Raw genomic sequence first — 26,126 nt, 5'->3', positions numbered from 1 at the left:
AGTGAACGCGACCCCGAGACGGGCGGGGGCGCTTGATGTCAGAAACGCTTTCTCAACACGGCACCCGGCCAGTCACACCCTGACCCGACACCGTGCACCAACGTTGCACCGGTTGCGACTGTGGTTGCGGCGGAGGCGTTGCCCCACCCACCGGGTGAAGCGTCTTGCCTACGAACTCAGACTGCTTCCTCCGCTCTTGTTCAAGCGCGGCTTTCTGCGCGTCTTCGATTTGCTGGGTCATGGCAACCAGCCGCGCATATTTCGGATCGCGCGCATCCTGGAAGGGCGGCAGCGGCGGCGCAACGGGCAGAAGCAGTGGCTCCCCAACGTATGCCGGAATCGACATCTTCGTTTTCTTCCCCCAGGTTGCCGCCTCACCGATATCCCACGTCGCCACCCGCATGTCGAGCGTGTGTTCATAGTCGCGATTGACGTCGGCCACCGTGGGCGTGCCCGATGGCGCGGGAAGCGGCTGCAGAGATGGCGGCAGCGTTTGCAGCGTCGGATAGACAACGCGCACGTAACTGAGGGTCGCCAGGGAGTATTCATACAGCACACCCTGATACGCCTGCAGGATCTGGGCGCGGCTATCGGCCTTGGCGTTCGAGACAAAGAGGATGAACGAGGTCAGCGTTTTGGCGTAGCGGGCGTTGGCGTCTTTCTGCGCTTGCACAACTTCCGGTTGAGCGCGGACTGGCGCAGGTCGCACCGGAGCGCACCCAGAAAGTGCACTGACGACGGACACGAGCACCGCCACTGTTTGAAATGCCATCCGAATTTGACGCGACATTGCAGCCCCTAGCTGAACGCAAGATAAAACCGAATCAACGCGAGTGATTTTTGTCTGTCCGAGCCACACCCGGAGGGTTCACATCAGGGCTCGGGAAGATCGTGAAGCGCAAGCCCGATTGGGCTGCGGAAAATGATATAGATCGGTCTCGTTTTGTGTCAACGGCGTTCAGATAACGCCAAATTGGGTGGCCTTGTGATGTGGCCGAACTGCCTTGGGGCATGGGTTTCCGGCGCCCCAGCGCCCTACCACGCAGCTTTCCTCAGCACACAGCAAGGATGCCGCCCGCTATACAGGCAGAGGCGCGTAACCTTGCGCCGCCAATGCATCCATCGCGTCAGGTCCATTCGGTTATCAAACGGTAATGGAGGCGACAACGTTATTGCCCCGAGGGTGGGGTTCTCCATATCCCGGCGCTGGATTTTAATTTGGCCCGATCAAAACCATCAGGGGGGATCCGATGGCTACCGGGTGCCTGTGGCCCGGCAGATTGATCCATAAACATCAGAAAAAACGTTATCAACAACTGAGCCTAGGAGCATGTGGTGCTAAATCGTATTCACCAAGCGTTTTCAATGACGGCAGTGGTTTCGGCAGCCGTGATGCTGACCGCGTGTGGCGGCGGTGGCGACGGCGGTAATCCTGACATGACGGTCAGCTACGGTACGTCCTCCCTGACGGCAAAGGCGTTTCAGGGCCAGCAGTTGGGCGTGAATGCATTTCAGGATCCGATGGTCACCGTGCAGGCCACGGTGTTCGGCTCGGCCAGTGGCACGGTCTACGCGCGGGTGCTCGACTCCGGCCAAGGCTTTGGTGGCAGCCCGCTGAGCGTGTCCGCGCAGGGCTCCGGCCGCTACAGCGCCAACCTCAAGGCCAATGCGGCCCTGGTTCCCGGCACCTACACGGGTACCCTGACACTGCAGCTTTGCAAGGATGCCGGCTGCTCAAGCCAATACACCACCGCGGGTGCGGCGCTGCCCTATACCGTCACGATCACGCCCCGGCTGTCGGTGGATGTCTACGTCAATGGCATGTTCTTCGGTACAACGACGTCTGGCCCGGGCCTGACGGTGCCGGCGGCGGTGCCGAACAACAGCAACGTGGAGTTCCGCAGCAATATTCCGGTGCAGTGGCGGTACTCGTCTGGCCCGGGCTTTATCGGCGTAACGGTCAACCAGTCTTCAACGAGCACGGATTGGAAAGCCACGCTGGTGCGGCCGGCCAACGCGTCGACCGACTTCATTGGCCTGAGCGCCGTCACGCAAGACTCCAGCCAGTTCATCCAGCGATCCGCTGATGTGTCGGTCCGAGTCTTGCCGTAACGGGTAGATGACCGGGGGCCCAGCCCCCGCGTTCTGAATGACCGGCCAATGATGTGACGGAAGTGGAGGGGGCGCCGTTTCTCAACGCCTTCTCCCACTTCCTAGCGCGCCATCTTCGTCAGCGCGTAGTAGTGATGCCGCCCACTGCGGTCGGCAATATCGAAGAGATAGCCTCCCTCCGGAACCACCATCGTCGCGAACGAAGGCGGCGCGGTGCCGGAATTCACCGGGTCCGGGTTGGCATGGTATGCGTAGCCAAACAGCTGAACGCGCACGGTCGATCTCTCGCGCGTCCAACACGACGCGCGGTTAGCCCCGGTACTTGCCCACAAAGTGCTCGCACTTGCCAACCCGCCTCAAGTTGGCTGCCCATTGATACAGCGCTTCAACAAGGCTCTTGTTCACCGTCACCGGCTGATCATCCACGCGGCCAAGCAGTGCAGCTTGATCCGGGTAGGGCTTCTCAAGCAGGAGCCGAATTTCGCCGCCACCACTCAACGTCAGGTAGATCGCTTCCCGAGGTTCGAACTGCGGCGAGAACGTGGCGTTGCGCAAGCTGGCGCCGTCAACGGCCTGCGCGAGCTTGGCAATGAGCGCCGCGTCTTCGGTGGTGTATTCACAGCCGGTTTGCTTCAGGCGTTCTTCGTCCATGGTCCTGAGCGGCAACAGGGCGGGGTCGGTCAGGTACAGCGTGGCGGCGGTCGCTTTGTGCATCCGCGCGCTCAGGCCGTCGAGTGCCCAGTAGTCGTGGTTGGCCTTGACGGCAGGCTCCGTGCTGGCCAACTCGGTGGTGGCCTGCCCGAATGCGGTTTGGCTCATGGCGCAAGCGCAGGCCAAGACCAGAGAGATGATCTTTTGCATCAGGTTTCGCCCCCCGAAACGTGCAATGTTGTAGTGCGGTGAATGTTAGACCGGCGGCGTGATGGATTGGGTTACGAACTCACAATTTCCCAATCTGCAACCACTGCACGGATGGGTGTTCTCCGGGCACCGTCTCTGGGAGCACGGTGTGCGCCAGTCTCAAACCGCGTGCGGAATTGGCAAGCCACACCACCGCATCCCGAGTCGCACGGTTGCCGACCACGTAAGCGCGAAACCCGGGGCTGTGCCCCCAATGGAAGAAGCACTGCTGCGCGGGCTCCAACCCCCAGCCGAGGCCCCAGGCAACATGGGGGTCGGGCGGATTGGTGCCAAGCAAGTCCTCGGCGTTGTCGCCCTGGCGCACCTGCACCGCGGGCGCAAACCACTGCGCGTGAGAACGGCTGGAGAGTCCCTCCGCATCCAGCACGGCGCGAACAAAGCGCAGGTAGTCCGATGCGGTGGTCAGAAGCGACCACGATGCCTGCGCCGCTTCCACGCGGCGCTTGGGCACGGGTTCGCCCTCCCACTCGTGCCCTTGCGCGTGATTGGCGGCAAAGCGGTCCTGCCACTCCAGGCTTGAGTGCGCCATGCTAAGCGGCGCGAAAACCCGGTTCCGGGCCAGTGCTTCCAGCGGGCGATTTGCGACGGTCTGCATGGCGCGCTGCAGCCAGGCGAATGCGCTGCTGCCATAGCTGAAACGTTCACCCGGCGCGAAATAGGTTTGCAAGGGCGCGGCTTCCCGCACGATGTTGGGCAGTCCGCTGGTGTGCGTCAGCACGTGCCGGCTCGTGATGTGGCGGGCCCGGGTGTCGTTGGGCACGTACTCACCGCAGAGGTCAAGCAGCGGTACGTCCAGGTCCAGCAGGCCTTCGTCGACAAGCTGCAAGGCGATGAAGGACACCAGCGGCTTGGTGAGTGAGGCGGCCTCAAACACCGTCTGCGCGTCGACCGGGCTCGGGTCGTGCGCGCCCCGAATCCCAACGTAGCGCTCGGTGATCACGCTGCCCGATTGCAGCGCGGCCAGCGACACGCCGGGGATCACACCCGCGGCCGTCATGCCGGTGAGCCATGGGTCCAGTGTCGTCATCGTTGCGCTGAGTGCGTGGAGGTTGGGCGAGGCATCCGCTACGACATCAAATGCCGGGCAAAGAACATCGACAAGCGGGCATCCCGCACCATCGTCGCTTCGGCGGACAACATGTGGCCTTCGCCGGGAAAGATCAGGTGTTCGGCAACGCGGCCACCCGTGGCATATCGGTCTGCAAGGCGCTGGGCCATGGCGGAAGACCATGTCGCGTCATTGTCGCCAGCGCTGATCAACAACGGGCCTGCGTACTGGTGAATCGCAATGGGCTGCGTGGGCAGCAGCGTTTCCGATGTGCCGTTCCATGTCCAGGCCCGTCGGGCCGGGTCCCACGCCTGCCAGCCGGGGTCGCCGGGGTCACGCCATTCCCTGGCATCGAACGCCCCGCAAATGACGTCGGGCGGGGCATGTACTGCAACGGCATCAGGTGCGTGCATGGTGTCGTCTGCCGTCATGAGCACAGCCAGCAGCAGCGCGTGTTCCGCACCACGCGAAACGCCGTAGACCCCGGCCCTGCCGGTCGACCTTGGGCGGTGTCTCAGCGTGTCGAGCGCCACGGCAGTTCGATCGATGGGCACGTTCTCGATCTGGCCCGCGTTCCAGAGGTTGCCGCCCGTGCTGTACCCGAACGGCAGCGCAGCGATTCCCCTTGCTGCAAAGCTGGCTGCCTGCAGGTGGGCGAAGCCGGACCACGCACCTTCCGACCCGTGCAGCACCAGCACGTGGGGAACCGGCTCACCTCCAGTGGGTTCATAGAGGCGGCCAAGGCCTGGCACGTCCACTATCATGAACGGCGCCGTCGCTGCGGGATTGCTGGTGCTGTTGGGCGATTGCAAGTAGGCCTCCCATCTATCCGATTCAGAAAATCGCGACCGATACGTGCGCGCGATTGTGCTGCCAGCCCATGCCGATGTCACGTCTTGCTTGAGCCCAACCATGCACCCACCCTATCCCGGCACCTGCCTGTGCGGCAGCGTCAAATTCCAGCTCACCGCCGATCCGCTCACGTTCTACGTCTGCCATTGCACGCTGTGCCAGCGCCGTACCGGCGGCGCGGCGCTCCCCGTGATGTGGGTTCGGCGCACGGATCTGGAGATTCTGGAAGGCCACGCACCGCTTGCTGAGTTCGACCTCGGTAACGGCCACACCCGGCGCGCCCGCATCTGCCCGCGTTGCGACACGCGTCTGTGGGCTGAGCCGCTGGATAAACCGGATATCGCGCTGCTCAGGCCCGGCACGCTGGAGCATCAGCAGGCCTTCGAGCCCATCGCGCATGTGTACACGCGCAGCAAGCAGCCGTGGTTTCTCATCCCGCCCGGTGTGGCGCAGTTTGAGACGTATCCGGCAGAGCAGGGGGAGTTGGTGCGGTTGTGGCGGGTGGCTAGGGGCGGGGCTCCGGACTGATGCGCTGCTATAAGTGTTTGGGTTGGCGAGAAGTGCCCACAAGCACAGCGCTATTCCTATCTAACTGAACACCCTGAAATGAACGCGATTCGAGTGCTCGCTCTGCTGTTGCTGGTGTTTCCCGTGCCGTCCTTCTCAGATGCGTTGAGCGATTGTGTTGACCGCTCGCTCAAGGACGGGTCTGTTCACGGTGATGCGTATTGCTACGCGCAAGAGTCAGATCGATTGGAGAAGGAATTGGAGTCTTTGTTCTCCGAGAAGCTTCGTCAGCTCGAAGGGTTGCCGCAGGCGCTGGAAGTCTCAAAAGAACTGCGGGCTGAGGCTCGTCGGAATTTTACGGAGGCCCAGACACACTGGATGGCCTACGAGCAGGCAGCCTGCCGGTTCCAGGCGGATTCCACACTTGGTACGGGAAGGCCTCGAGCGTATTCCATTTGTAAGATCACACTCGTCAAAAGACGGATCTCTGATTTGGAGGCCTCTGGGTTCTAGCGCGGGGCCATCAACACGCGAGTCCTGGCGATCATCAGTGAGCGTCCATTGGGACAAGGCCTACCCCCAGGCCACCGTTCCAGCCCATGTACACGTATCCGGAATCCGTCAGCAGCACGCTCCCGACATTGCTGGATGGCGGTCGAAACCGGTCAGTCAGTACGAACTGGCCGGCCGGCCTGGAACGCAGTACCGCGACATCCGTCCCAAACACCGCGGTCGTGATGCCGGTATTTGCGTTCACGTGAAATGCCATTGCGACGCCTTCATAGGAGGTTTTCCGCTCCAGGCCATCGGCCACGCGCAATTTCGTGATGCCATCGGAGCGGACGAAAATCGTCCTGCTGACTGTCCCGGTCATTGGGCCACCAAAATCCGCTGCCCGAGCCTCTGTCAATTTCCTAGGTGCGCAGGGGGCGGTGACATCGAACATGAGCAGCGCTCTGCTGCTGTCATGGATCACGAGCACGGGCTCGTCAGAAAATGACGCGAATGCGTACGCGAAAACCGGGCCGCGGTACTTGATCTCGCCAAATGGGTTGCGACATTGCATGGTTGCCGGACCGTTCCCCACGTTGTACACGAGCAATCCTCGGGAGAAATCGGGATTCAAGGATCGCTCCTGCAGGTAAAGCCGGCGCGCGTCCGGTGACAGGTGCATCGTCATGAAGTCCCCCGCAATGCGTTCTTTGACGCTTGGTTTTTCGGGGTTTGTGATGTCGAGGACGGCGATGCCAAAGCGTTTGTCGAGAGGGGATTGCTGATTGCCCGTCTCCATGATGTATGCGCGTTTGCCATCTGGACTCAGGGCGAAGTCATCTACACGTGTTCCCACGAACTTCGCGATCACCTCTGGGCGATCAGGTTGGGTGAGCGAGATGAGATAGAGGCCATGGCTTTCGCCCAGGGTATTCGTATCCCAGGGAAGCACCGCCGCCACGAGCAAGTCTGGGCGCCCAGGTGCAGTCACCAGTTTGGAAACGTAGCCGTTGATGGCAAGACTGCCCAGAAGCCCGTGCTCACGCACGGCAGGGTCCTTGTCGGACGTGTATTTGGGCGCCCCGAGTTCCAACCCCAACGACTTCAGGTAGCGCGCGTTGTCTTTGTTGCTTCCCAGCGCGGCATAGTCCAGCGCGTTGTAACCGAGGTCGTCCGCCGCATCCAGGCGTGCCCCGGCCTGGAGCAGCAGCTTGATCATCTCGACGTCGCCGTGCTGGGCTGCGTGCATCAACGGGGTACGCCGTGTATGCCGCAAATTGGGATACACGCACTCGTCATCGCCCGGGCGAAGTTCTTTGGCTGACTTGTAGGCCTGATTGACGTCGGCACCTGCCTGCAACAGCATCCCGGCGGTGTCGTGGTTGTTCGCGTCAATCGCGTAGAAGAGCGCTGTTTTGCCAAAATCATTGGCCGCATTCACCGGGGCGCCCTTGCCGAGCAGGTATGCGAGGTTCTGCGTGTCCTTGACGGCAAATGAGAGCAGGGGTTCGTTGCCTTTCCCCAGACGTTGCAGTGCTTCCGGTGGCAGCCTGTCGACCAGCGGTGCAACGATCTGCACCGACCGGTTGTTCAGCAGAGCGGTCGCAAGCGCTCGATAGACCTCGGTATCCGGTTGAGCATCGGGATCGTCTTTCCCACTCGACAATGCCTGCGCAATCTCCGCGGGCGATGTGCGGCTGTTGCGTACAAGGTCCAGCAGCGTGGACTGCGGTTGCAGATCGCTTTTCATGAAGCTGCCGGTGGCACGCAGCAGAACCAGCCACATCGCGCTGCTGGCGGCAGCCTGCGCCGCCTTCCGCGGCAGGCCGAGCTTTCGTTCGTAGTGCGCGATCAGTATCGGCAGTGTCCGGTCAAACTCGGCGGTGAACGCGTTGTAGAGGGCAAGATTGCTCGGGCTCTGTTCTGCCCATTGCTTGAAGTAAGGGATGACGTCGGCATTCCGTTCATCTCGTTTCGCCCGGGCAAACGACGCCCAGTTCGCGACGGGAGGTGAGGCCAGGCCATGCCGTGCAAGCGTCTGCGGAGAGAAGCCGGCTTCGGCCAGGGAGAAGTTGTAGTAGCGCCAATGCGCCTTGATGATCGTCCCGGTGCAAACCTGAGGGCCGTCCTCTGCGCGAATCTGCTCGGCCAGGGCCAGCAACTTCTGCATGAACTTCTGCCCGGCGAGGCTCTCTGGGCACCCGTAGTCAACATCGATGGGGGAGCCGGACCCCGAGCCCAGGTCAACGTCACCCGTAAACACGCGTGCCGGGTGTGTTCGCATGTCTTGGCAGGTGAGCTGGCCGTCCTTTGCCCAGACCAGGCCGGACAGGGTCATCAATGCAACGGCGAGAACCCGCTTCATTCGCGTACCTGGGGGAGTCGGAGAGATGGCGGAACCTTAGCACCGGGCGGCAGCTTTGCCGACTCGCTTGAAGGGGGGTAAGGCCGTCGTGGGTCGCCCACGCGTACACGCGCAGCAAGCTGTGGCGGGAGGCCAGGGGGCGGGACTAGGCACGACTGCTTTGATCCGTGCCGATGCGTTGTGAATCCAACGCACCGGGGGATGACGCTGGGCGCGCGCCCGTGCTAAAAGCGTTGCCATTTCTCACACCGTGTTCCGCACAGGATCAACAAACAGGATGAAGTCAGTCAGCGCATTACTCGTGGTCGTATTGCTGGCCGGATGCGCCTCCGCTGTCGAGGAGCGCGTATCGAACAACTACATGGTGCAAGGGGCAGCAGCTCAAGCGCGTGGTGACTGGGATACCGCACGCCGGGCCTATGCACGTGCAACCGTCAATGCCGATCTGGCTAGGTTGCCTACCGGCCGCAGAGCGATCCTGCACTACGAGTACGGACGCTCACTGGGTGTGACGTGCTTCTTCGATCAGTCTGAGCACGAACTCAATGCCGCCTATGAACTCGACAAACAGGCAGGTCAACCGCTGCATCTGTCCTTGGTCGAGCTGGCCAGGTTGAACCTTGATCAGAAGAAGTTTGCGCAGTCTGTTGAGTACTTTGAGCGCGCGTTGCCTGAACTCGACAAGTTCGGGGCTGCCTCCAGAGCCCCAGCTGGCTACGCCGATGTTCTGGATGAATACGCCAAAGCCCTGGAGGGTGCAGGAAACGCCGTCGAATCGAAGATTCAGGTGAATCGCGCAGCAATGCTCCGGGTAGAGAAACAGAGCAAGCGATCCATTACAGATCGCACGCCGTACGGCAAGTTCTGCACACCGGCGTAAGCCGATGATTGAAGCCATGCAACAAGAGAAACACCCATGCAGCGTCACACCACAGTCCGGATTGCCATCTACGCGCTGACCCTGTCGGCGGCGCTTTCCCTGGTTTCGATTGCGACCTACCTCATCGGGTACTGGGGCGAATGGGAGCAGGTGTTTGCCGCCTATCCGGCCAAGCAGCGTTGGTTGTGGGCGGTGGCATTGCTATGGTCGCTTGCCACGTTGGTTGCCGGCGCTGCGTTGCTGCGCAGGCTTGCGTGGGGGCGCACGCTCTATGTATCGGCAGCCGTTGTTGCCCTGATCGCGTACTTCGTGCTCCAGCCCTGGGTGCTGGCACTGAGCGCTGTGCCCGTGCTCGCGTTGACAAGTGCAATCTTGCTGAGTCGCCTTGGTACCCACTATCTGATGGACGCACCGGATGGGTTTGCGATGCCTCCCAAGCGGACCCTCCTTGCCATCGCCATCCTGGCGGTATCCGCCATCGTGTTCACCATTAGCTATCAGGGCGTCACGCTGCGGCTCGGGTGGATGCTTACGGTGTTCCACCGCCCGGGGGTGTCGTTTCTTGGCGCGCTGCTCGGGCTAGTGGTGGGGGCGATCCTGATGCCAAAGGGCAAACGGGCCTGGGCCTTCGGCATAGGGTTGATGGTGTCGGTGGTGGTCATGGCGGCCACTGTGCTGGGGTACCTGCCGTATGCGTCGCCGTTGGCCCGCCTCCTCGGGCCGGGCTATCGCGAGTACGTCATCGACCTCAAGTTGATCAACACGATGCAGGTTCTGTTCGGCCTGCTTGGTGTGTGCATGCTGAACAAGGATCGGGGCATCGAGCCGAAACAACCGAAGCCGCCGAAGCCGCTTTCCTGGCCTGACTACCGCTGAGCGCAGCACGCGTGTGCTTGCGACATCGTCCATCTGCGGATCACGAACTGAATCTATGCTGAAGCCCCGTTCTTCCTTCATTGCGTCCGGCACAGGCGTGGTTGCCGCAGCTGTGCTGTGCGGGTTGGCCCTGTCCGCCAACGCCGATATGAAAAGCGCCGAGCAGGCGATGCGGCAACAACGCTATGGCGAAGCCGTGGCGGAACTCAAACCGCTTGCCGAGCATGGCGACGCGTACGCCCAGGCAAGTCTGGGCACGCTGATGATGTACGGCGTTGGCATGCCGCGAGACGACAAGGCCGCGCTGGAGACGTTCACCAGGCTGGCGAAAACGAACCCCGTGCTGGGCGACAACGGGCTCGCCGGGTTCTACGTCATGCGCCAACCCGGCCCCGAGGGTTACGCCAAGGCGCTTGCGTTGTACCGTAAGCATGCGCAGGAAGGCGATGCACAGGCGCAATACGGTCTCGGCACCATGTATTTGTACGGCTATGGCGTGCCGGCGGATTACGTGCAGGCTTTGCATTGGTACCAGTTGTCTGCCGATCAACACAACCTCTGTGCACTGAACGCGCTCGCTTACCTGTATGACATTGGCCTGGGGGTGCCGCGCGATGGGGGCAGAGCCTTGCGCCTGTACCAGCAGGCTGCCGATGGCGGGCTGGCTTACGCCACATACAACTTGGGGGCACTCTACGAGACCGGCCGTCACGTGCCCGTCGACCTGCGGCGCGCATTTGTGCTGTATCAGAAGGCTGCCGAGCAGGGTGTTGTGTACGCGCAGACCCGCTTGGGCACCATCTACGGAGAAGGACTCGGCGGCGTCAAGGTGGATGGTGCGAAAGCGTTCGAGCTGCTGCGTAAGGCTGGCGATCTTGGTGACCCAGCTGCGTACGCTGAACTCGGCTATCTGACCTACAAGGGCATTGACGGCAAGCCGGATTTCCAGGCGTCAATGCAGTGGTACACCAAGGCAGCGGAAGCCGGCGCACCGGCCGGTGAAGCCGGTATCGGGTTCCTGTATGCAGAAGGTAAAGGGGTTGAGAAAGATGACGCCAAGGCTTTCGCGTGGCACAAGAAGGCGGCCGAACATGGCGACGCACAAGGGCAGCGGGAGCTGGGGCTGTACTACCTGACCGGGCGTGGCGTTGAGAAGGACAGTGCCACCGGCATGCGCTGGCTGCTGAGCGCAGCGGAGCAGGGTGACCTTGATGCGCGGGCAGCGGCCGGTGGTGTGTACCTCGGGGGCAAGTACGCACCGGCCGATTATGTGGCCGCTATCAAATGGCTGCGTTTGGCGGCGATTGCCGGCCACGCCAAGGCGCAGTACAGCCTTGGTTCAGCGTACTACGACGGCAAAGGCGTCAGGCGCGATCCGTTCCGTGGCTTCTTATGGCAGGCCATCTCGGCTGAACGCGGGTACGAGTTCGCCAAGCAGCATTACCTGGATGGTGAGCTCGGCCTCTCGTACGACCAGCGTATGCGCGTCAGCCACATCACACGGACATGGCAGGTGGGGCAGGACCTGCCGGTCGAGGCAGAACCGACGGGCTATGTCGGGCTGGGTGTCTTCAATCTGAATGCCCCATTTACGCCGGGCAAGTAAAGCCGGTTTCGCAGCATCCATTGCCACCCAATGGTGGTATCGATTTGAAGAACTGACTGAACAAGGAAAAAAATGACTCCACAGCAAGTGGTTGGGATGGCGGTGCGATTGTTCGCCATTTGGCTCGTCGTGATTGCTTTTCAACTTTACGGTTTGGCGCGAGCCGCCGTATACATGGCGCCGGACAAGACAAGCGCTTCGATGCTTTACGGTGGGGTTGTCATGGCGCTGATTCTGGCGGTTGTGTTGTGGCTGTTTCCAATGCTGGTTGCCCACAAAATCGTTCCGCGTACGCACCACACCAATACGTTGCGTATGCCAGCACGTGAGGCAACCGCCGCAGCCTCGGCCATCCTTGGTCTATGGGTGTTGATCGGGGCGTTGCCCCAGGTGATGGGAATTTCCGGAATCTCAATTGTGGGAGGCGGATCACATGCTGTGATTGCGTACTTCTCACAAGAGCCAGGGCGTCTGGCGCAGTTCACTGCATCCGGCTTCCAATGTGTCCTGGGCTTGCTTCTGTTACTGAAGCCGTGGTGGGTGGCGAGTAAGGTGTTTCCTCCATCTGCCACGGAACAGGAGGGCACCTGATTCGGGTTGGCGCCGCGCTCGCCCGAGTGTGATCGCCAGTTTGCCGGAGCCGTGCAATCGGCTCCGACTTACACCGCCACCACCCCCCGCCCCAACTGCGCCGGCACAGGCACCACCACCACCCGGTTGCCCCCATCCCCCTTGGCCATCAGCAGCGCGCTCTCTGCCACCTTGGTCAGCGTTTGCGGCAGCACGCCTTCCTGCGCCCATCCGCTCGCAACCCCCACGCTCACGGTCAAGTGGTCTGCCACGCTGGAGCTCGCGTGCGGAATGGCCAGCGCGGCCACGGCGTCGCACAGGCGCTGTGCGGTCTTCGCTGCGGTTGCCATGTCGATGTTCGGCAGCAGCACGGCAAACGCATCGCCGTTGTAGCGGGAGGCGAGGTCGGCCTCGCGCTGCATCTGTTTGGCCAGGCATTGCGCAACGGCGGTCAGGCATTTGTCGCCCAGGATCGGGCCGTACCACTCGTTGTAGTCTTTGAAGGCGTCGATATCGATGGTCAACAGCGACAGCGGTGCCTCCCAATGCGCACCGTGCCGCCAGGCATCGTTCAGCGCGGCTTCGAACGCGCGGCGGTTGGGGATGCCGGTGAGCGGGTCGGTGGCGGCCAGGCGTTTGAGTTCTGCGCGGGCGGCGGCCAGGCGCGAATGCAGGACGCTGTTCTCGATCAGCAGCAGCAACAGGACGAAGCTCGCGCCCAGCAACCCGAACGCGCGTCCGACGTAGAAGCCGAGGTCATAGCGCCCGGCGTTGAATACGGCACTGAGCGCGACATCGCATATCCATACGCACAGCACCACCATCAGCCAGACGTCGATGGTCAGGTGCGGCTTGCTACGCCACAGCACGATCAGGGCCACCATGCAGCACAGCCATGTGGTGCCCGCCACCGCCATTTGTGCGGGTCCATAACGATTGCCGACCATGAAGGCGGGCAGAAGGTGTTCGCCAGCGGTAGCCAGCGCCACGCACGCGGCAGATGCCGCCAGCACGGCGGCGATGATGAGCAGCACCGTGCCGCGTGCGAGCTGGCTTTCGGCAAAGCGATCGGGCTCCCGGTCTTCACGTACTTTGAGCACGGCATACACCATGACGAACAACGGAAAGCCCGCGTGCCAGAACATGTAGATCCAGGCGGTGCTTTGCGGCCCCGCGCCCAGCAGCCCGCCGTGTGAAAACAGCCCCGGGAATGACAGCAGGTGTCCGACGGCGGTGGTTGCCGTAAACAGGTAGCCGCACGCCAGCGCCAGCATGGCGCGTGAACGCGTGATGGCAAATTGCCCGAACAGCAGGACGGCCGTGATCAGGTCATTGAGAATGAGTGCTGATTCGTACGTGGGGATGAACGAGGGAAGCTGTGCCAGTTGCACCTTGGCAAATGGCAGTGCCGAGATGAAAACCACCAGTGACAGCAAGGCCACCGCCTGTGCCGTCAGATAGGTCCTGCGCCCCGGAGACAGGCTCAGCAACAAGCCCGGCTGCACTTCAAGCTGTCCCGATCTCAAAATGGCCCCCTTGCAGCGGTGACTGCGTCACTCGTTTTGTTGCATCGCACGGCGGTCGGTGTACGGGGTGTTTCTGTCCCCCAAGAGCCTTGCGTGCCATCGATTCCCACTCATCGTTGATAGTCACGAGGGGGGCCGATGTCAAAGCCCAACGTTGCGCACGCGCACGCTGCATGGGGGTGGGGGTAAGATGCGTCGCACCCCCGCCACACATGCCCAGCCCGCTCCCGGAGCCGACCACCTTGAGCCGTGCCCAACACCCCCTGCAGGGAATCGCCTTTCTGATTGCGGCGGTCGCGTTTTTTGCCGCCTTCGACACGCTGACCAAATACGTCAGCACCGCAGTGCCGGTGGCTATGGCGCTCTGGTTCCGCTACCTGTTCCAGACGGTCACGACGGGCGCCACGCTGCTGCCCAGCCGGGGGCGTGCATTGTTGCGTACGCGCAGGCCTGGGCTGCAGGTGTTGCGCGGGGTGTTGCTGCTGTCGGTTAGCCTGTTTGCGTTTCTGAGCCTGCGGCAGATGCCGGTGGGTGAGGTGACGGCCATCGTGATGCTGACCCCGCTGGTGATCACCCTGGTGGCAGCCTTGCTGCTGGGCGAGCAGGTTTCTGCCGTGCGCTGGGTGTTCATGGCGGGTGGGTTTCTGGGCGCCATGATGGTGCTCCGGCCCGGCGGCGGCGCCTTTGGCTGGAACATGCTGCTGCCGCTGGGGCTGGTGGCCGCCAATACCGGCTTCCAGGTCGTCACCAGCCGGCTGGCCAATGTGGACGAGGCGGGCACGACCCACTTCTATACCGGCGCTGTCGGCACGCTGCTGCTGACCTTTGCGCTGCCGTTCGGCTGGCAGGCGCTGGGGTGGACGTGGTGGCTGCTGCTGGTCCTGATGGGTATCGTCAGTTCGGCAGGCCATGCCTTGCTCATCCTGGCGTACACCCGTGCGCCGGTGGCGATGCTCACGCCTTACCTCTACATGCAGATCGGCTTTGCCATGGTTGGCGGCTGGCTGGTCTTCTCGCACGTGCCGGACGGTTGGTCGGTGGCGGGCATCGTGGCCATTGCGATATGTGGGGCGGCGGGCACGTGGGTCGCGGCGCGCGAGCGGCGCATGGCAATGGTGCTGTCATCCGCTTCGTCAGGCGGCTAGCGCCGCGCGCATATGCGAACGGCGCATATGCACATGTCCGGCCGCGGGATGCTCATATAGCCAATCGATCGTTCGCGCCTGTGGGGCACGTGACTATCCTTGCCGCTTTCGTCAAGGATCACCATGTCGTCTACCGCATTTCAGAGCGTTCCGCGCGCGCTTGCCGCGCTGCTGCTGCCACTGTCGATTGCAGTTGCCACGCCGGCGCTGGCCCAGAGCCCAACGCCCATCCTCGACCAGATTCGCCAGTCCGGCACCATCACCCTGGGTTATCGCGAAGGCGCGGTGCCCTTCTCGTTCTCTGATGCCAAGGGCCAGCCCGCCGGCTACGCGGTGGACCTGTGCCTGCGCGTGGCCGAAGCCGCGCAGCGCCGGCTCAATCTGCCAGAGCTGAAGGTGCGCTGGTTGCCGCTGACTGCGCAGAGCCGCGTGCCGGCAGTGGTCAATGGCCTGGTCGCCCTGGATTGCGCGCCCAACACCATCACGGCAGAACGCAAGAAGCAGGTGGATTTCAGCCTGGCCTACTACGTCTCGGCGGTGCGCATGCTGGTGCGCACGGATTCGGGCATCCACTCGTTTGACGACATGCGCGGCAAGACCGTGGTGACCAGTGCGGGCTCCACGAGCGACCGGCATGTGCGCCGCCTCAAGGATCAGTACGGCTATCGCGAGGTCTACGCCAAGGACCACGTTGAATCGTTCCTGCTGCTCGACACGGCGCGCGCACAGGCGTTCGTGCTCGACGATGTGGTGCTCTACGGCCTGCGCGCCAACGCAAAGACGCCCGAGCAGTACGAGGTGGTCGGCCCCACGCTGTCGGTGGAGCGGAACGCGCTGATGCTGTCCAAGGCCGATGCGCAATGGAAGGCCTTGGTCGATCAGACACTGACCGCGCTGTTCGCCAGCCCGGACGTGCTTGCGCTGCAGAAGCGCTGGTTCCAGCAGCCGATTGGCGCCCGCGGCATCGTCCTGGGCTTGACGCCGTCGCCGGAAGTGCTGGCCGCCTGGAAGCATCCGTCGGACGAGGCCGTTGAGTGACGGCGATTGCAGTGGCAGCCCCCGTGCTGCCGGATTGGAGCGACGTGGAAGCGGCCAGCGCACGCCTGGCCGGCCACGCGCTGCGCACACCGGTGCTGCGCTCCCCCGAGATGGATGCCTGGGTGGGGGCGCAGGTGTATTTCAAGTGCGAGAACCTGCAGCGCACCGGGGCGTTCAAGTTTCGGGGCGCGTTCAACGCGCTGGCGCGCTTTGGCGCCGGGCAGCGCAAGCGCGGTGCGGTGGCGTTTTCAGGTGGCAACCATGCGTTGGGCATGGCGCTGGCCGGGCAGATGCTTGGCATTCCCGTCACCGTGGTGATGCCGCACGATGCCCAGGCCAGCAAGGTGGATGCCGCACGGCGTTGCGGTGCGCACATCGTCTTCTACGACCGGCGTACCGACGACCGGGAAGCCATCACGCGCGAACTGTCTGAAGCGCATGGCCTGACGCTCATCCCGCCCTATGACCATGCCGACGTCATTGCCGGCCAGGCGACCGTCACGCGCGAGCTGATCGAGGAGGTCGGTCCACTGGATGCGATTTTTGCGAGCCAGGGCGGCGGCGGGCTGCTCGGCGGCGCAACGTTGGTCACAGCGGCGCTGGCACCGGCCTGCAAGGTGTACGGGGCGGAGCCCGTGACGGGCAACCATGGCCGGCAGTCGCTGCAGGCCGGTCACATTGTGCATATCGACCCGCCGGAGACGATTGCAGACGGTGCGCGCGCGCAGCATCTGGGCGCGCTCACGTTCGCGCTGTTGCAGCGCGGTGTGACGGAGATCGTTTCCGTGGAAGACGCGGCGCTGGTGGCGTGCATGCGCCGCTTTGCGCAGGCCATGAAGCTGGTGGTGGAGCCGACAGCCTGCCTTGGCCTGGCCGCGGCCCGCTATGGCGGTTTGCCCATCAAGGGGGCGCGCATCGGCGTGATCGTGACGGGCGGCAACATTGATCTGCCGCGCTACCTTGGGCTGCTTCAGGAAGACGCATAGGCGCCGCACCCGATGCCCGGTACGGCGGCGTCAGACCACGCAGGACAGCCGCTCCCGCATGGCCTGCAGGATGTTCCGCCAATGTGAGTAGATCAAAAAGTGGCCCCCATCCTCCACCTCGTGTAACTGCGCACCCGGAATACGCCGGACCAGCCCGCGCGCCGCGTTGATGGACACATGCCAATCCAGCGCGCCGTGAAAGAACTCAACCGGCATGGCAAAGCGGTGGCTGTCGATGTGCCAGCCGTGCACATTCAACAGCGTCTCGACCACGAAATGCTGGCCACCGTGTTTGACGCCGGCCAGCAGCTCCTGCGCGTAGTTCTCGCGAAACGCGGCCTGCCGGAAGACTTGCTGGTCCACGTCCGGCATGGATTTCAAGATGGATTCGATGTAGCGGTAGACATCCTTGCGGATGCTGCGCACCACGACATGCAGCAGCGGCGGCAACAGGTTCGGCATGTAGCGCGCCACCATGAGCGCCATGCGGAAGTGCGCGGAATAGGCCTTGATGTCGTCCACGCGTTCGATCGGGGGCGTGGCCGCCACGATAAAGACGGCGCTCACGCGCTCGGGCAGTGCCTGCGCGGTGGCAAAGGCATAGGGCATGCCGGCTGAGTACCCCAGCACCGCAAAGCGATCGAGCTTGAGATGGTCGGCCAGCGCCTGCACGTCGGCAGGCCAGTCGGCCACCTTGCGCCCGGGCATCGGGTCGGAGTCACCCGTCCCCGGGCGCTCGGGAATGATGAGGCGGATCGACGCCTCGCGCAGCAGTGCATCGTCCGGATGCCGCAAGTGCCGCGAGCATGACAGGCCGTGCATCTGGATCACGGGCAGCCCATCCGGATCCCCGCTGTCTGACCACGCCAGCGCGCGGCCATCGGGCAGGACCATGCGGCCGTCTCCTGCCGATGCGCGCGCCGCCGGCGTGGGGGTGGCGGGCTTCCCCAGCCGAAGGTGGTTGAGGTGGCCGCCACCCTGGTCGAGCCACAGCGGCGTTGACCAGATGGCCTGCACCAGCTCCGGCTGGCGGCGTACACCCACTTTGGCAAAGATAGCCTTCAACTGCGTCTTGGCGGTGTTCGTGGTGGTGCCTAAATCCTGCGCCGATTCCTCCAGGGTCAGCCCGCGCACCAGCCGCTGGGCAAGTCGTGCTTCTGCTGCGGTCAGGCCAAACAGTTCACGCAGCCCGCTTTCCGGCACCAGCGGCACATCGGCGCTCGCGACCCAGAGCATCGCCAGCGGGGCGGACTGATTGGTTGGCTGCAACTTGCTGACGAGCACGGAGAGCGGCCCGGCGGCCTGCTCCAGGCGGAATGCGGTGCGGGTGCCCACGTGTGCGGCAGCCGAAGCCACTTCGCGCAGCGCGTCCTCCAGCAGCTTTCTCGGGCGGGATTCCATGCGCCCGGCAACGCGCACCAGGCCGTCGTTGTTGTCCAGGATCAGCCGCAGTGCGCGGTTCATGCTGACCACGGCGCCGGTATCTTCCACCAGCGCCACGCCAACCGGCAGACGGTCCAGCACGGAGTCACTGATCTGGCGATGCGTTTCTGCGTCGGTCTGGGTCTGGCGCATGTCCCACGCGCGCACGAAATGCGGCGCGAGCAGCTGGAATACCTGCTGCTCTGCCGCGCTGGCGGTGCTCGGCAGTGGGTTGCTGGCGTCGCCAAACCAGCTGGTGACGATGGCATCGGTCTCTGCAGTGGAGACGGGTCGCGCATCCTGCGTGCCGGTCTGCATCAGGAAGTCGGCCATCGCCTGCAGCAGGCTGGGCCACAGGTCGTCGTCGCTGGCGGCGCCGTAGATCAGGCCAATGAGTCTGGAGAGCGTTTCCGCCGGAATATCCACTGTCTCGCCCATCGACCCCTCCCGCGTGGCATGACCAACACCCAGCAATACCCGTACTGAGCGCCGATCATGACACGGCCCTGGCAAGTAACGCATACCCCGATCGGGTGATGCATCTTTGTGGTGCACCGTCCACCATGAGCCTCAGCGCAATGCACAACGGAACGCACGACAGGGTCTGGGGAGGCCACATGACGGATCTGCATCTGCTGGCGGGCGGTGCCACGCCCGGCACTCACGCGCCGCCGCGCAATGGTTGGCCGATGCCCGCGTGGGCCGATCCGCCCGTCACGCACATGCTCCGCCTGCTGGAAGATGCATTTTCTGCCATGGATGAGGCGGTGCTGCTGTTGTCGGGCGGCGGGGTGATCGTGCACGCATCGGCGCTGGCGCGGTCGTTGCTCGACAACCGGTGCGGGCTGCGGGTCCGGCACGACAGGCTCTGGCACCCGAGTCAGACGGTGCTGGATCACCTGGCCCGTGTGATGGCGACAACATTGCACACCGGATGTCGCTCAAAGATGACCGTCTCGCTCGCCTGGGGCGAGACTTTGAGCCTGGACATGGCCCCCGCCAATCCGCAGATGTTTCCGTCGGGCGCACCGCTCGTCTTCGTGCGGATGCGCCGCAACAGCGCGCTCAAGCAAGCCGATGCCGACAACCTGATCACCGCGTTCGAGATCACGAAAACCGAGGCGAAGGTGCTGGCAGGGCTGGTGGCGGGGCTGGCACCGTCCGCGCTTGCCGCGCAGAACGGCGTGTCGGAACACACCGTGCGGTCGCACATCACCAGCATGAAAGGGAAGATGCACTGCAACCGGATCGTGGATCTGGTGAAGCTGGCGGTGCTGGCGTAGGGCGTACTGCCGGTGCTTTAAAGCCCTGCCTCTGCCAGCAGTTCCGACGGCTTGCAATCGAGTGCCTGCGCAATCCGCAGCACATTCAGCAGCGTCACATTGCGCTCGCCGCGCTCGATCTTGCCCATATGTGAGCGATCAATCTCTGCGCGGTCGGCAAGCGCTTCCTGCGACAGCAGGGCCACCTTGCGCCGCGCACGCACAGCCGCACCGAGCAGCGCGAGCTGACCGTCTTTATCCGTTTTGAATGACACCCTTGGCATGCCGCAATCGTCACGTTATGATTGCTTTACAGCCACGGTATTTATGACCCATTTTTGTTGGGGAAGTGCCGTTATCCGGCGTTGTTCCAACCACCACACACTCTCTTTATCTGTTGCCGATCCCTATGAAAACAGCCCTGGCGCATAAGAAGACGCGTTTCCTGACCTTTCCCGGTGCACTGGCCGTCTCCGCAGCACTTGCCCTGACGGCATGCGGTGGCGGAGGGGACGGCAGCACCTCCACGGCGGGCAGCGGCACGACGCCCGCTGCGCCTGCCCCCCAGGATGCTGTCAGCCAGTCATCCGCCGCACTCGTTGCGCAGACGGGCGCCACTGCCGTGCCGGGCACGACGGCCAGCGCGCAGGCTTTCGATCTCACGGCGGACATTGGCGACACCTGGCGACTGGTGCTGAACCAGAACGGCACGTTCACGATCAAGGTGCTGTCCACCCAGTACAACCTGACGGACACTTCTGGCACGTTCACGCAGTCGACCAGCGGCAACATCGTGACGTTCATCGGCGCGAACGGCAGCTTCACGCTCAAGCTCGACACCCGCACCCAGACCATTTCCGGCACCGTCATGCTGGGTTCGCGCACGTCTGGCGTGGCGGGTTCGGGCTACACCGTGCCGGCGGATACCACCAAGCTTGCGGGCGATTACTTCTACATTGGTGCCACGCGCAACGCGAGCAATGGCGGCTCCCCGTCGTTTGTGGGCGGTACGTTCCGCATTGCGGCCAACGGCACCGACATGACGCTGTGCGACAGTGGGCTGGTCAACGCGTCGGGCGCGTGCGACGCTGTGGCGGGCAGCAACTCACCTGGCCAGTTCGCTCTCAAGCTGGTGAAGAACACGTCAGATGGCCTGACGCATGTCCAGCTTGCGGGTTCGGATTTCGGTCTGTTGAGCTTCCAGGCTGGCGATCGCGGGCCGGTTCTGGTCATCGACCGCTTCGGCTACAACCAGGCGACGCCGCCGGTGCTGCGCACGGGGGCGGTGTATGCGGCAAAACAGCGGGTGCTTGCCGGAACGGAGGCCAACGGTTCGTGGGAGTGCACGGATCATGGCACGTTGATCGGCACCGTCACGTTTAACGGTACGACGGTGCAGACCGCGGACACCAGCGGTCAGCCGACGGCAGAAACCCTGTACTACAACAGCATCAGCACCAACACCGGGCTGGTGCCAGTCAACGGTGCGGCGGCGTCGGTGGTGAATGGCCAGGCCGCCAGCGCCGGGGTGATTGTCCTACCGCTCTCGTCCAGTCTGCTTGTGGTGGAGCGCGACGCCGCGCAATCGGTGGCGGTCTGCCACCCGAAGGGCTGACAGACTGAGTCGCCACTGTCGGCGGTAAGCCGGAGCGCCCACGGCATCGCAAGTGCCGTGGGCGTTTTTCGTTTTGGTTCGGCGTTGCGCAGCAACTGATTTCAATCCCGCAGGTAGCGCGCATAGGCTGCCTGAGCTCCCGGGCTCGCGGCAAGAATGGCATCGCAGAGGCCAGGAAACTGTTCAAGCAACGCCAATAGCGGATAGCGGTCGGCCTCGGCGAAGAAGCCTTCCTGCCGACAGTCGACGACAAGCTGGGCAGGGCCATCCCAGATCAGGATCTGCGGGTACACCAGCGCAATGAAGACCGTGCCGATATCGGCATTGCTGTCGTCTTTGAACGGCTTGGGGATGGCATCCTGAAAGAACCGCAGCGGCGTTTTCCGAGTGGCAGTCACGATAGCGGCGAACCTGCGGTTGTCATGGAGAGGGGAAAGAAACTGCGCTCACTTGGCCGGGAGAAACCGGTGCCGCTGTGGCGGCAGGGCCGGTCTCTCCAGGGCCGCGTCTTACTGTGCGGCCAGCACGTTGCCTTGCTTGTCGACCAGGGCAACCTTGACGATCTCCGCAGTGACGATCTTCTGTGCGGTATCGGCACTCTGGAAGTAGCCATACACCGCGAGCTTGACTGCATCGAAGCGGGCACGCTGGGCTTCGATGGCGCGTGCGGTGGCTTCGTTGTCGACCTTCAGATAGTGGAATGCGTCGCCATTGCTGAAGCCGAGCTTGTATTCGCCGTTGTCGAAGAAGTAGCGATAGGCCCCCGCTTCCCAGAGCGAGTTGTCCAGAGGGAAGCCCTTCCGGTCGAAGCTGTATTTGCTGATGGGGTTCGGGACCGTCATCTTGAAGTAGCGGCGCGACTTGGCTGCTGCGACGTCGGCGTCGATCTTGGGCGTGAGCGCGGCCAGCAGGTCGTGCTTGCGGAACTCATCCGTTGCACGTGCGTAGTCCTTGGAGACGCTGGTGGCGACTTGCGGATAGTCCGGCGGCATGCCTGTGAGTGCCAGATAGGCGTACATGAGCTGGTTGCCGCTGTCGAGCGTGACGTAGCTGCTGTTGGGCGTGGTCTTGTCGGCCTTTGGCAAGGCCTCGTGCGCGGCGGCGGCCTGTGCGTCGCGCACGGCTTGCGGCGACGTGGCCTGGGCCAGGTTGGGCGTTGCCAGGGCGGTGGTCTGGGCCTTGGTGGCATCGGTTGCCTTGTCGCCGCAGGCGGCCAGGTTCAAGGTGCCAGAAAGTGCGAACAGCAGTGCGCAGGCGCGAGCGATCTGGCGGACGGAACGGGTGGTCAGCATGATGAATTCCAGGCGTCGGTGGCAGGGGTGAGCAGAATGTCTGGCCAGGTTCAGCCGCGCTTGGCGAGGAACTTCAGCACGCCGGCGGCCGCGAAATACAGGCTGACCGCGCAGCCGAGATAACCGCCCGCACCAATCGAGAAGGCGCGCATTGCTTCGCGTGTCATGGCGCCGACCATGTCGGCGGCACCGTTGCCGCCAAATGCCAGGGCCGCGCTTTGCGCCACGAGTTGTCTGCCGCGGTTCTTGACTGCTGCCATGGCTTCGTCGGCTTTTTCGCGGGCGAGCTGTGCGTCTGGTACGGCGAACAGCGCGGTGAGCGTGCCGGTCTCGTCAAACTGCGCATCGACGGTCATGTTCACGGCAGGAGCCTCACTTGAGCGCCAGATGCCTTCGAGCGTGAAGGCATGCTGGCGACCGTCGACGATGATCAGACCGGTGCCGCTATGCGTGTCGCGCAAGATTTTTCCGCGTTGTTGCATGGTGAGTTTCTCCTGTTCGATGTTGTCGTGAAGGTGTGCTTCCGCTGATGCCGTGCATGGCGCGGCTGCACTGCGGATACCCCCTATTCGCGGCGACGGTGTCGAACCGGAAGAAAATTTTTCTACGCGGTTGTGCGGGCAGCAGCCGTCCGCCCGCACAACCCTTGGCGGGTGGCGGAGCGGGGTGCCGGCAATGTATGGAGGGAGAGGGTTGACGCTGCCGTTAGTTGCCCGGCCGGGCGGCGCGGGTGGCGGAGTTGAACATTTCCATGAGCGATTGGGGCGTGACTTGCCCCGATTCCGTCTGTACCTGGAAGAGATTGAGCTTTGCGGGCATGTAGCCCTGTGCCGCCGCTGCCTCGAAGTAGCGGCGCGCCTGTGCCACATCGCGTGTGGTCCCATGCCCGAGGTAGAGCATTTCGCCCAACTCGTTGAGCGCATAGGGCATGTCTTGCGCGGCTGCCAACCGGAACCAGCGCATGGCGACGGTGTTGCTGCGCGTGACCTGCGTACCCGCGCCAAAACCGTTGCGGTAGGCCGTGCCGAGTACCGATGAGGCCATCACGTTGCCGCCGCGTGCCTGGCGTTCCAGGCGGGGCAGGTCATCGCGGTTGACGCCCTTGGCCTCGCGCTCGATCTGTTGAGCCATCGCCATCTGTTCTTCCTGCCCGGCGGTCTGGAACCACTGCGGCAGGGGTTTGCCGTCGGCCGTGCTGACGGGGGCTGCTTCTACTGACGACGGTGCCGCACCACGTGCAGGTGTGCCGTCTACATTGCGCCCTGGGCGCGCGAGCATCAGGCGTGCTTGGGCATTGGTGGCTGGCACGAGTGCAAAGTCACCGATCAGCGAGGTGGCGATCCACGGCCGTTGCTCATCGTGCGTGCTGGCGCGTACGTCGGTCATCACGTGCTTCATGACGTCTTCGATGGGCATGCCGGGGCGCGTGAGCCAGTTCGACAGGGCTTGTGCAAACGGGCCGTTGGCACCGCGTCCGTCCAGTGCACGCTCGCCGGGTTGCGTGGCGTAGGCCACCAGCATGCCGTTGGCGGGTTTTTGTGCAACGAAGCCGGCCGGCGCGCCTGCGCCACGGTAGGCACCACTGAAGCCGCCTTCTTCAGGATCGTTGCGGCAGGCGTCGAGCATCACCAGCGACAGATGCGCGCCGCTGTCTTTGAACCGGCTGATCAGGTAGTCGACCGGCATGGCTGTTTGCGACAGCGCGTCGGGGCGGTCCAGCGGCGCATCGACGGGAATCAGGTAGTTGCGCCCCCGGATCTGCATACCGTGGCCGGCGTAGTAGAACGCGGCCGCGCCGCCGGATTTCATGGCTTCCGCAAGACGGCCAAGTGCCTGATACAGCGTGCCGCGGTCGGTGTTGATGAGCAGCTCGGTGGCATAGCCCGCTTGCTTGAGCCGCGCGGCGACCAGGCGTGCGTCATTCTCGGCGTTATGCAGCGCATACCGGCCCGGGTAGCGCGTATTGCCGATCACCACGGCAAACTTGGGCGCGCTGCGGTAGTCGATCGATTCGGGCTGCGTGGATGCAGAGGTGGCGGGCGCCGGCGTGCCGGCTGTCGCGGGCCCGGCGCCGGAGCACAGGAGCCATGCTGCGACGGCCATGCTCGCAAGGTGCAGGCCGTTGGAAGCGCGCGTCCGGTGTCTGCTCATGGCCGGGGCTTGACGATGCGTGCATCGAGCACAATGCCCGTTGCCTTGAGCCGGTCCAGCGCCTGCTGTACTTCGCCTTCGCGCACGGTGATCCATATCAGGCCCTGCTCGTCGGGGCCGCGGACGATCTTAAGATTGAGCCCGGCGAGCGTCTTGCGCAGTTCGCCCAGCGTGACGCCATCGGCAAACACGGCCTGGATGATCGGGCCGGCAGTGGCCGAGCCGCCCTCCGAGCCGCGGAAGACCGGCGCATTGGCATCGTTGCTCAACTGCTCCAGGCGCATGGTCTGCACACCGGCCACCAGCGCCAGCGCCGCGATGGATGCGAATGCCCAGGCACCTGCCGCCGGCCGTTGCCACCACGCGGCCAGGTGCCGCCACCAGGCCTGCTGTGCTGAGCTGTTCGGCCGACGGTTGGCGGCTGGCGCCTTGGGCAACGCCTCGAACGGCACCAGCGGTGCAGTGTGCGCGGCTGCGCGGGCATGCACGGCCGCACGGGCCTGGTCAACGAGTGCGCGATCGGCCAGAGCGGTCTCGGCAAGCTCGGGATGCTCGGCAATCATGCGTGCCATCCAGGCGTGCTCCGCGGCGTCGAGCTTGCCGCAGGCGAACAGGAACGATTGCGCCTCGAAGCGCGCCAGGTCTTCACTGTTCATTTGGTCTTCTCCTTGCCCATGCCCAGTTTGCGGCCCAGGCATGCGCGCATCCGGTTTGCCGCCTCGCGGACCCAGCCGCGCACCTGTTCGCTGTTGAGCAGCTTGCCCTCGGGCATGTGGGCCTGCAGCACCGTTTTCATGTGTTCGTAGGTCAGGTCTTCGTCGAGCGCGAGCTCCATTGCCAGCCGGTAGTTCGGGCTGCGGCCAGCGGGCAGTTTTTCCAGGCAATCCTTGGCGGCTGCGATGACTTGGTGCTGATAGGCCGCGTCACCGGTGCTGTCGTGAGGCAACACCGGACATGTCAGGCCGTTGAGCAAGTCACCTTGAATGTCTTCGTTGGCCGTGTCGTCGTCAGCGTCGGTGGGATGACTGCTGCTGGTGCGCAAGGCATCACGAACGCGCACCTCTTTGTAATGCTTGCGCAGTTCGGTGAGCGTGCAGTACTGGGTGATGCGTTGCACCCAGGTTTTGACCGAGCTGCGTTCCGGGTCGTACTTGGGCGCGGCGTTCAGGATCTGCAGCCACGTCTCTTGTACGGCCACGACAGCAATTTCCCGGTTGAACTTTGCCGTTTGCAGGGCGCACAGGTCGATGGTCTTGTACATCCGGTGGTAGAACTCGCGCTGCGCCTGTTCAGCGGCACGGCCATTGGCACCTGGCTGGCCAAACTTGCGCAGCAGGTGCGTCAACTCTTGGTTTTCGACGTCGTCGCGATTCATTCCCGAGGTTCCTGCGTGATGTCCGGCCAGGCTGAGCCTGCCGGTAAAGGCGCGGGCCAAGCGGGCGCACCCGATTTTATGTGAA

General features: G+C 63.6%; 27 protein-coding genes. 12 read left to right on the top strand and 15 right to left on the bottom strand.

Annotated elements, in window-relative coordinates; translation table 11 throughout:
• Positions 1–52 precede the first annotated feature (52 nt).
• A complete protein-coding gene (locus tag ACS13N_RS20710; RefSeq protein ID WP_438933485.1) occupies positions 53–790 on the bottom strand; it encodes a hypothetical protein in 738 nt (245 codons plus the stop codon).
• Positions 791–1,365: 575 nt separating this feature from the next.
• Here ACS13N_RS20710 and ACS13N_RS20705 point away from each other — a divergent pair.
• Positions 1,366–2,112, top strand: a complete 747-nt coding sequence (locus tag ACS13N_RS20705) for a hypothetical protein (RefSeq protein ID WP_438933484.1) — start codon at positions 1,366–1,368, stop codon at positions 2,110–2,112.
• A gap of 101 nt (positions 2,113–2,213) precedes the next feature.
• Here ACS13N_RS20705 and ACS13N_RS20700 read toward each other — a convergent pair whose 3' ends face one another.
• The 4 genes from ACS13N_RS20700 to ACS13N_RS20685 form a co-directional block, all read right to left on the bottom strand.
• Positions 2,214–2,387: a hypothetical protein gene (locus ACS13N_RS20700; protein ID WP_438933483.1), complete on the bottom strand. Its 174-nt coding sequence runs from the start codon at positions 2,385–2,387 to the stop codon at positions 2,214–2,216.
• Between the two features lie 34 nt (positions 2,388–2,421).
• A complete protein-coding gene (locus ACS13N_RS20695; RefSeq protein WP_438933482.1) occupies positions 2,422–2,931 on the bottom strand; it encodes a hypothetical protein in 510 nt (169 codons plus the stop codon).
• Between the two features lie 121 nt (positions 2,932–3,052).
• Positions 3,053–4,060, bottom strand: coding sequence for a serine hydrolase domain-containing protein (locus tag ACS13N_RS20690; RefSeq protein ID WP_438933481.1), 1,008 nt, complete (start codon positions 4,058–4,060; stop codon positions 3,053–3,055).
• Positions 4,061–4,098: 38 nt separating this feature from the next.
• Positions 4,099–4,893, bottom strand: a complete 795-nt coding sequence (locus tag ACS13N_RS20685) for an alpha/beta hydrolase family protein (RefSeq protein ID WP_438933480.1) — start codon at positions 4,891–4,893, stop codon at positions 4,099–4,101.
• Between the two features lie 100 nt (positions 4,894–4,993).
• On the opposite strand from ACS13N_RS20685, the gene ACS13N_RS20680 reads away from it, so the two are divergent.
• Complete coding sequence (locus ACS13N_RS20680; RefSeq protein ID WP_438933479.1) at positions 4,994–5,461, top strand: GFA family protein; 468 nt, start codon at positions 4,994–4,996, stop codon at positions 5,459–5,461.
• 78 nt (positions 5,462–5,539) lie between these two features.
• Positions 5,540–5,953: a lysozyme inhibitor LprI family protein gene (locus ACS13N_RS20675; RefSeq protein WP_438933478.1), complete on the top strand. Its 414-nt coding sequence runs from the start codon at positions 5,540–5,542 to the stop codon at positions 5,951–5,953.
• Between the two features lie 34 nt (positions 5,954–5,987).
• On the opposite strand, the gene ACS13N_RS20670 is transcribed toward ACS13N_RS20675, so the two are convergent.
• On the bottom strand, positions 5,988–8,297 hold the full coding sequence (locus tag ACS13N_RS20670) for an ankyrin repeat domain-containing protein (RefSeq protein ID WP_438933477.1): 2,310 nt from the start codon (positions 8,295–8,297) through the stop codon (positions 5,988–5,990).
• Positions 8,298–8,574: 277 nt separating this feature from the next.
• Between ACS13N_RS20670 and ACS13N_RS20665 the strand changes: the two genes are divergently transcribed.
• The 4 genes from ACS13N_RS20665 (at position 8,575) to ACS13N_RS20650 (ending at position 12,250) form a co-directional block, all read left to right on the top strand.
• Complete coding sequence (locus ACS13N_RS20665) at positions 8,575–9,177, top strand: hypothetical protein (protein WP_438933476.1); 603 nt, start codon at positions 8,575–8,577, stop codon at positions 9,175–9,177.
• A gap of 36 nt (positions 9,178–9,213) precedes the next feature.
• Positions 9,214–10,053: a hypothetical protein gene (locus ACS13N_RS20660; RefSeq protein WP_438933475.1), complete on the top strand. Its 840-nt coding sequence runs from the start codon at positions 9,214–9,216 to the stop codon at positions 10,051–10,053.
• A 55-nt stretch (positions 10,054–10,108) separates the two neighbouring features.
• On the top strand, positions 10,109–11,659 hold the full coding sequence (locus ACS13N_RS20655; protein ID WP_438933474.1) for a tetratricopeptide repeat protein: 1,551 nt from the start codon (positions 10,109–10,111) through the stop codon (positions 11,657–11,659).
• 72 nt (positions 11,660–11,731) lie between these two features.
• Positions 11,732–12,250, top strand: coding sequence for a hypothetical protein (locus tag ACS13N_RS20650; RefSeq protein WP_438933473.1), 519 nt, complete (start codon positions 11,732–11,734; stop codon positions 12,248–12,250).
• Positions 12,251–12,318: 68 nt separating this feature from the next.
• Here the strand turns inward: ACS13N_RS20650 and ACS13N_RS20645 are convergent, their stop codons facing one another.
• Complete coding sequence (locus tag ACS13N_RS20645) at positions 12,319–13,722, bottom strand: sensor domain-containing diguanylate cyclase (RefSeq protein WP_438933472.1); 1,404 nt, start codon at positions 13,720–13,722, stop codon at positions 12,319–12,321.
• A 275-nt stretch (positions 13,723–13,997) separates the two neighbouring features.
• Between ACS13N_RS20645 and ACS13N_RS20640 the strand changes: the two genes are divergently transcribed.
• The 3 genes from ACS13N_RS20640 (at position 13,998) to ACS13N_RS20630 (ending at position 16,924) form a co-directional block, all read left to right on the top strand.
• A complete protein-coding gene (locus tag ACS13N_RS20640) occupies positions 13,998–14,900 on the top strand; it encodes a DMT family transporter (RefSeq protein WP_438933471.1) in 903 nt (300 codons plus the stop codon).
• 123 nt (positions 14,901–15,023) lie between these two features.
• The gene (locus ACS13N_RS20635; RefSeq protein WP_438933470.1) at positions 15,024–15,938 is read left to right on the top strand and encodes an amino acid ABC transporter substrate-binding protein; all 915 of its coding nucleotides are present in this window, start codon (positions 15,024–15,026) and stop codon (positions 15,936–15,938) included.
• An 11-nt stretch (positions 15,939–15,949) separates the two neighbouring features.
• Positions 15,950–16,924, top strand: coding sequence for a threo-3-hydroxy-L-aspartate ammonia-lyase (locus ACS13N_RS20630; protein WP_438934460.1), 975 nt, complete (start codon positions 15,950–15,952; stop codon positions 16,922–16,924).
• 30 nt (positions 16,925–16,954) lie between these two features.
• Here ACS13N_RS20630 and ACS13N_RS20625 read toward each other — a convergent pair whose 3' ends face one another.
• Positions 16,955–18,784: an alpha/beta fold hydrolase gene (locus tag ACS13N_RS20625; protein WP_438933469.1), complete on the bottom strand. Its 1,830-nt coding sequence runs from the start codon at positions 18,782–18,784 to the stop codon at positions 16,955–16,957.
• 179 nt (positions 18,785–18,963) lie between these two features.
• On the opposite strand from ACS13N_RS20625, the gene ACS13N_RS20620 reads away from it, so the two are divergent.
• Positions 18,964–19,629 carry a helix-turn-helix transcriptional regulator gene (locus ACS13N_RS20620; protein ID WP_438933468.1) on the top strand — a complete coding sequence of 222 codons (666 nt, stop codon included), beginning with the start codon at positions 18,964–18,966 and terminating at the stop codon, positions 19,627–19,629.
• A gap of 17 nt (positions 19,630–19,646) precedes the next feature.
• Here the strand turns inward: ACS13N_RS20620 and ACS13N_RS20615 are convergent, their stop codons facing one another.
• Positions 19,647–19,892 (bottom strand): helix-turn-helix domain-containing protein, encoded by a 246-nt coding sequence (locus tag ACS13N_RS20615; protein ID WP_438933467.1) that lies wholly within the window; start codon positions 19,890–19,892, stop codon positions 19,647–19,649.
• A 125-nt stretch (positions 19,893–20,017) separates the two neighbouring features.
• Here ACS13N_RS20615 and ACS13N_RS20610 point away from each other — a divergent pair, with 125 nt between their 5' ends.
• Positions 20,018–21,223: a hypothetical protein gene (locus tag ACS13N_RS20610; RefSeq protein WP_438933466.1), complete on the top strand. Its 1,206-nt coding sequence runs from the start codon at positions 20,018–20,020 to the stop codon at positions 21,221–21,223.
• A 101-nt stretch (positions 21,224–21,324) separates the two neighbouring features.
• On the opposite strand, the gene ACS13N_RS20605 is transcribed toward ACS13N_RS20610, so the two are convergent.
• The 6 genes from ACS13N_RS20605 to ACS13N_RS20580 form a co-directional block, all read right to left on the bottom strand.
• Positions 21,325–21,621 (bottom strand): hypothetical protein, encoded by a 297-nt coding sequence (locus ACS13N_RS20605; protein WP_438933465.1) that lies wholly within the window; start codon positions 21,619–21,621, stop codon positions 21,325–21,327.
• Positions 21,622–21,732: 111 nt separating this feature from the next.
• On the bottom strand, positions 21,733–22,515 hold the full coding sequence (locus ACS13N_RS20600) for a hypothetical protein (RefSeq protein ID WP_438933464.1): 783 nt from the start codon (positions 22,513–22,515) through the stop codon (positions 21,733–21,735).
• A 50-nt stretch (positions 22,516–22,565) separates the two neighbouring features.
• Complete coding sequence (locus tag ACS13N_RS20595) at positions 22,566–22,997, bottom strand: hypothetical protein (RefSeq protein ID WP_438933463.1); 432 nt, start codon at positions 22,995–22,997, stop codon at positions 22,566–22,568.
• 223 nt (positions 22,998–23,220) lie between these two features.
• On the bottom strand, positions 23,221–24,666 hold the full coding sequence (locus tag ACS13N_RS20590) for a caspase family protein (RefSeq protein ID WP_438933462.1): 1,446 nt from the start codon (positions 24,664–24,666) through the stop codon (positions 23,221–23,223).
• Positions 24,663–25,322, bottom strand: coding sequence for a hypothetical protein (locus tag ACS13N_RS20585; protein WP_438933461.1), 660 nt, complete (start codon positions 25,320–25,322; stop codon positions 24,663–24,665). The genes ACS13N_RS20590 and ACS13N_RS20585 overlap by 4 nt, the downstream gene beginning before the upstream one ends.
• On the bottom strand, positions 25,319–26,101 hold the full coding sequence (locus tag ACS13N_RS20580) for an RNA polymerase sigma factor (protein ID WP_438933460.1): 783 nt from the start codon (positions 26,099–26,101) through the stop codon (positions 25,319–25,321). Before ACS13N_RS20580 ends, ACS13N_RS20585 begins: the two co-directional genes overlap by 4 nt.
• Between the last annotated feature and the right edge of the window lie 25 nt (positions 26,102–26,126).

Source organism: Ralstonia sp. 24A2 (assembly GCF_051783885.1).
GTDB lineage: Bacteria > Pseudomonadota > Gammaproteobacteria > Burkholderiales > Burkholderiaceae > Ralstonia.
This window is presented reverse-complemented; position numbering and strand designations above follow the sequence as displayed.

Excerpts from the sequence above, each read along its gene's own strand:
- ACS13N_RS20710 (WP_438933485.1), bottom strand. The coding sequence starts at position 790 with ATGTCGCGTCAAATTCGGATGGCATTTCAAACAGTGGCGGTGCTCGTG.
- ACS13N_RS20705 (WP_438933484.1), top strand. The coding sequence starts at position 1,366 with ATGACGGCAGTGGTTTCGGCAGCCGTGATGCTGACCGCGTGTGGCGGC.
- ACS13N_RS20695 (WP_438933482.1), bottom strand. The coding sequence starts at position 2,931 with ATGAGCCAAACCGCATTCGGGCAGGCCACCACCGAGTTGGCCAGCACG.
- ACS13N_RS20690 (WP_438933481.1), bottom strand. The coding sequence starts at position 4,060 with ATGACGACACTGGACCCATGGCTCACCGGCATGACGGCCGCGGGTGTG.
- ACS13N_RS20680 (WP_438933479.1), top strand. The coding sequence starts at position 4,994 with ATGCACCCACCCTATCCCGGCACCTGCCTGTGCGGCAGCGTCAAATTC.
- ACS13N_RS20675 (WP_438933478.1), top strand. The coding sequence starts at position 5,540 with ATGAACGCGATTCGAGTGCTCGCTCTGCTGTTGCTGGTGTTTCCCGTG.
- ACS13N_RS20670 (WP_438933477.1), bottom strand. The coding sequence starts at position 8,297 with ATGAAGCGGGTTCTCGCCGTTGCATTGATGACCCTGTCCGGCCTGGTC.
- ACS13N_RS20665 (WP_438933476.1), top strand. The coding sequence starts at position 8,575 with ATGAAGTCAGTCAGCGCATTACTCGTGGTCGTATTGCTGGCCGGATGC.
- ACS13N_RS20660 (WP_438933475.1), top strand. The coding sequence starts at position 9,214 with ATGCAGCGTCACACCACAGTCCGGATTGCCATCTACGCGCTGACCCTG.
- ACS13N_RS20655 (WP_438933474.1), top strand. The coding sequence starts at position 10,109 with ATGCTGAAGCCCCGTTCTTCCTTCATTGCGTCCGGCACAGGCGTGGTT.
- ACS13N_RS20650 (WP_438933473.1), top strand. The coding sequence starts at position 11,732 with ATGACTCCACAGCAAGTGGTTGGGATGGCGGTGCGATTGTTCGCCATT.
- ACS13N_RS20635 (WP_438933470.1), top strand. The coding sequence starts at position 15,024 with ATGTCGTCTACCGCATTTCAGAGCGTTCCGCGCGCGCTTGCCGCGCTG.
- ACS13N_RS20625 (WP_438933469.1), bottom strand. The coding sequence starts at position 18,784 with ATGGGCGAGACAGTGGATATTCCGGCGGAAACGCTCTCCAGACTCATT.
- ACS13N_RS20620 (WP_438933468.1), top strand. The coding sequence starts at position 18,964 with ATGACGGATCTGCATCTGCTGGCGGGCGGTGCCACGCCCGGCACTCAC.
- ACS13N_RS20615 (WP_438933467.1), bottom strand. The coding sequence starts at position 19,892 with ATGCCAAGGGTGTCATTCAAAACGGATAAAGACGGTCAGCTCGCGCTG.
- ACS13N_RS20610 (WP_438933466.1), top strand. The coding sequence starts at position 20,018 with ATGAAAACAGCCCTGGCGCATAAGAAGACGCGTTTCCTGACCTTTCCC.
- ACS13N_RS20600 (WP_438933464.1), bottom strand. The coding sequence starts at position 22,515 with ATGCTGACCACCCGTTCCGTCCGCCAGATCGCTCGCGCCTGCGCACTG.
- ACS13N_RS20595 (WP_438933463.1), bottom strand. The coding sequence starts at position 22,997 with ATGCAACAACGCGGAAAAATCTTGCGCGACACGCATAGCGGCACCGGT.
- ACS13N_RS20590 (WP_438933462.1), bottom strand. The coding sequence starts at position 24,666 with ATGAGCAGACACCGGACGCGCGCTTCCAACGGCCTGCACCTTGCGAGC.
- ACS13N_RS20585 (WP_438933461.1), bottom strand. The coding sequence starts at position 25,322 with ATGAACAGTGAAGACCTGGCGCGCTTCGAGGCGCAATCGTTCCTGTTC.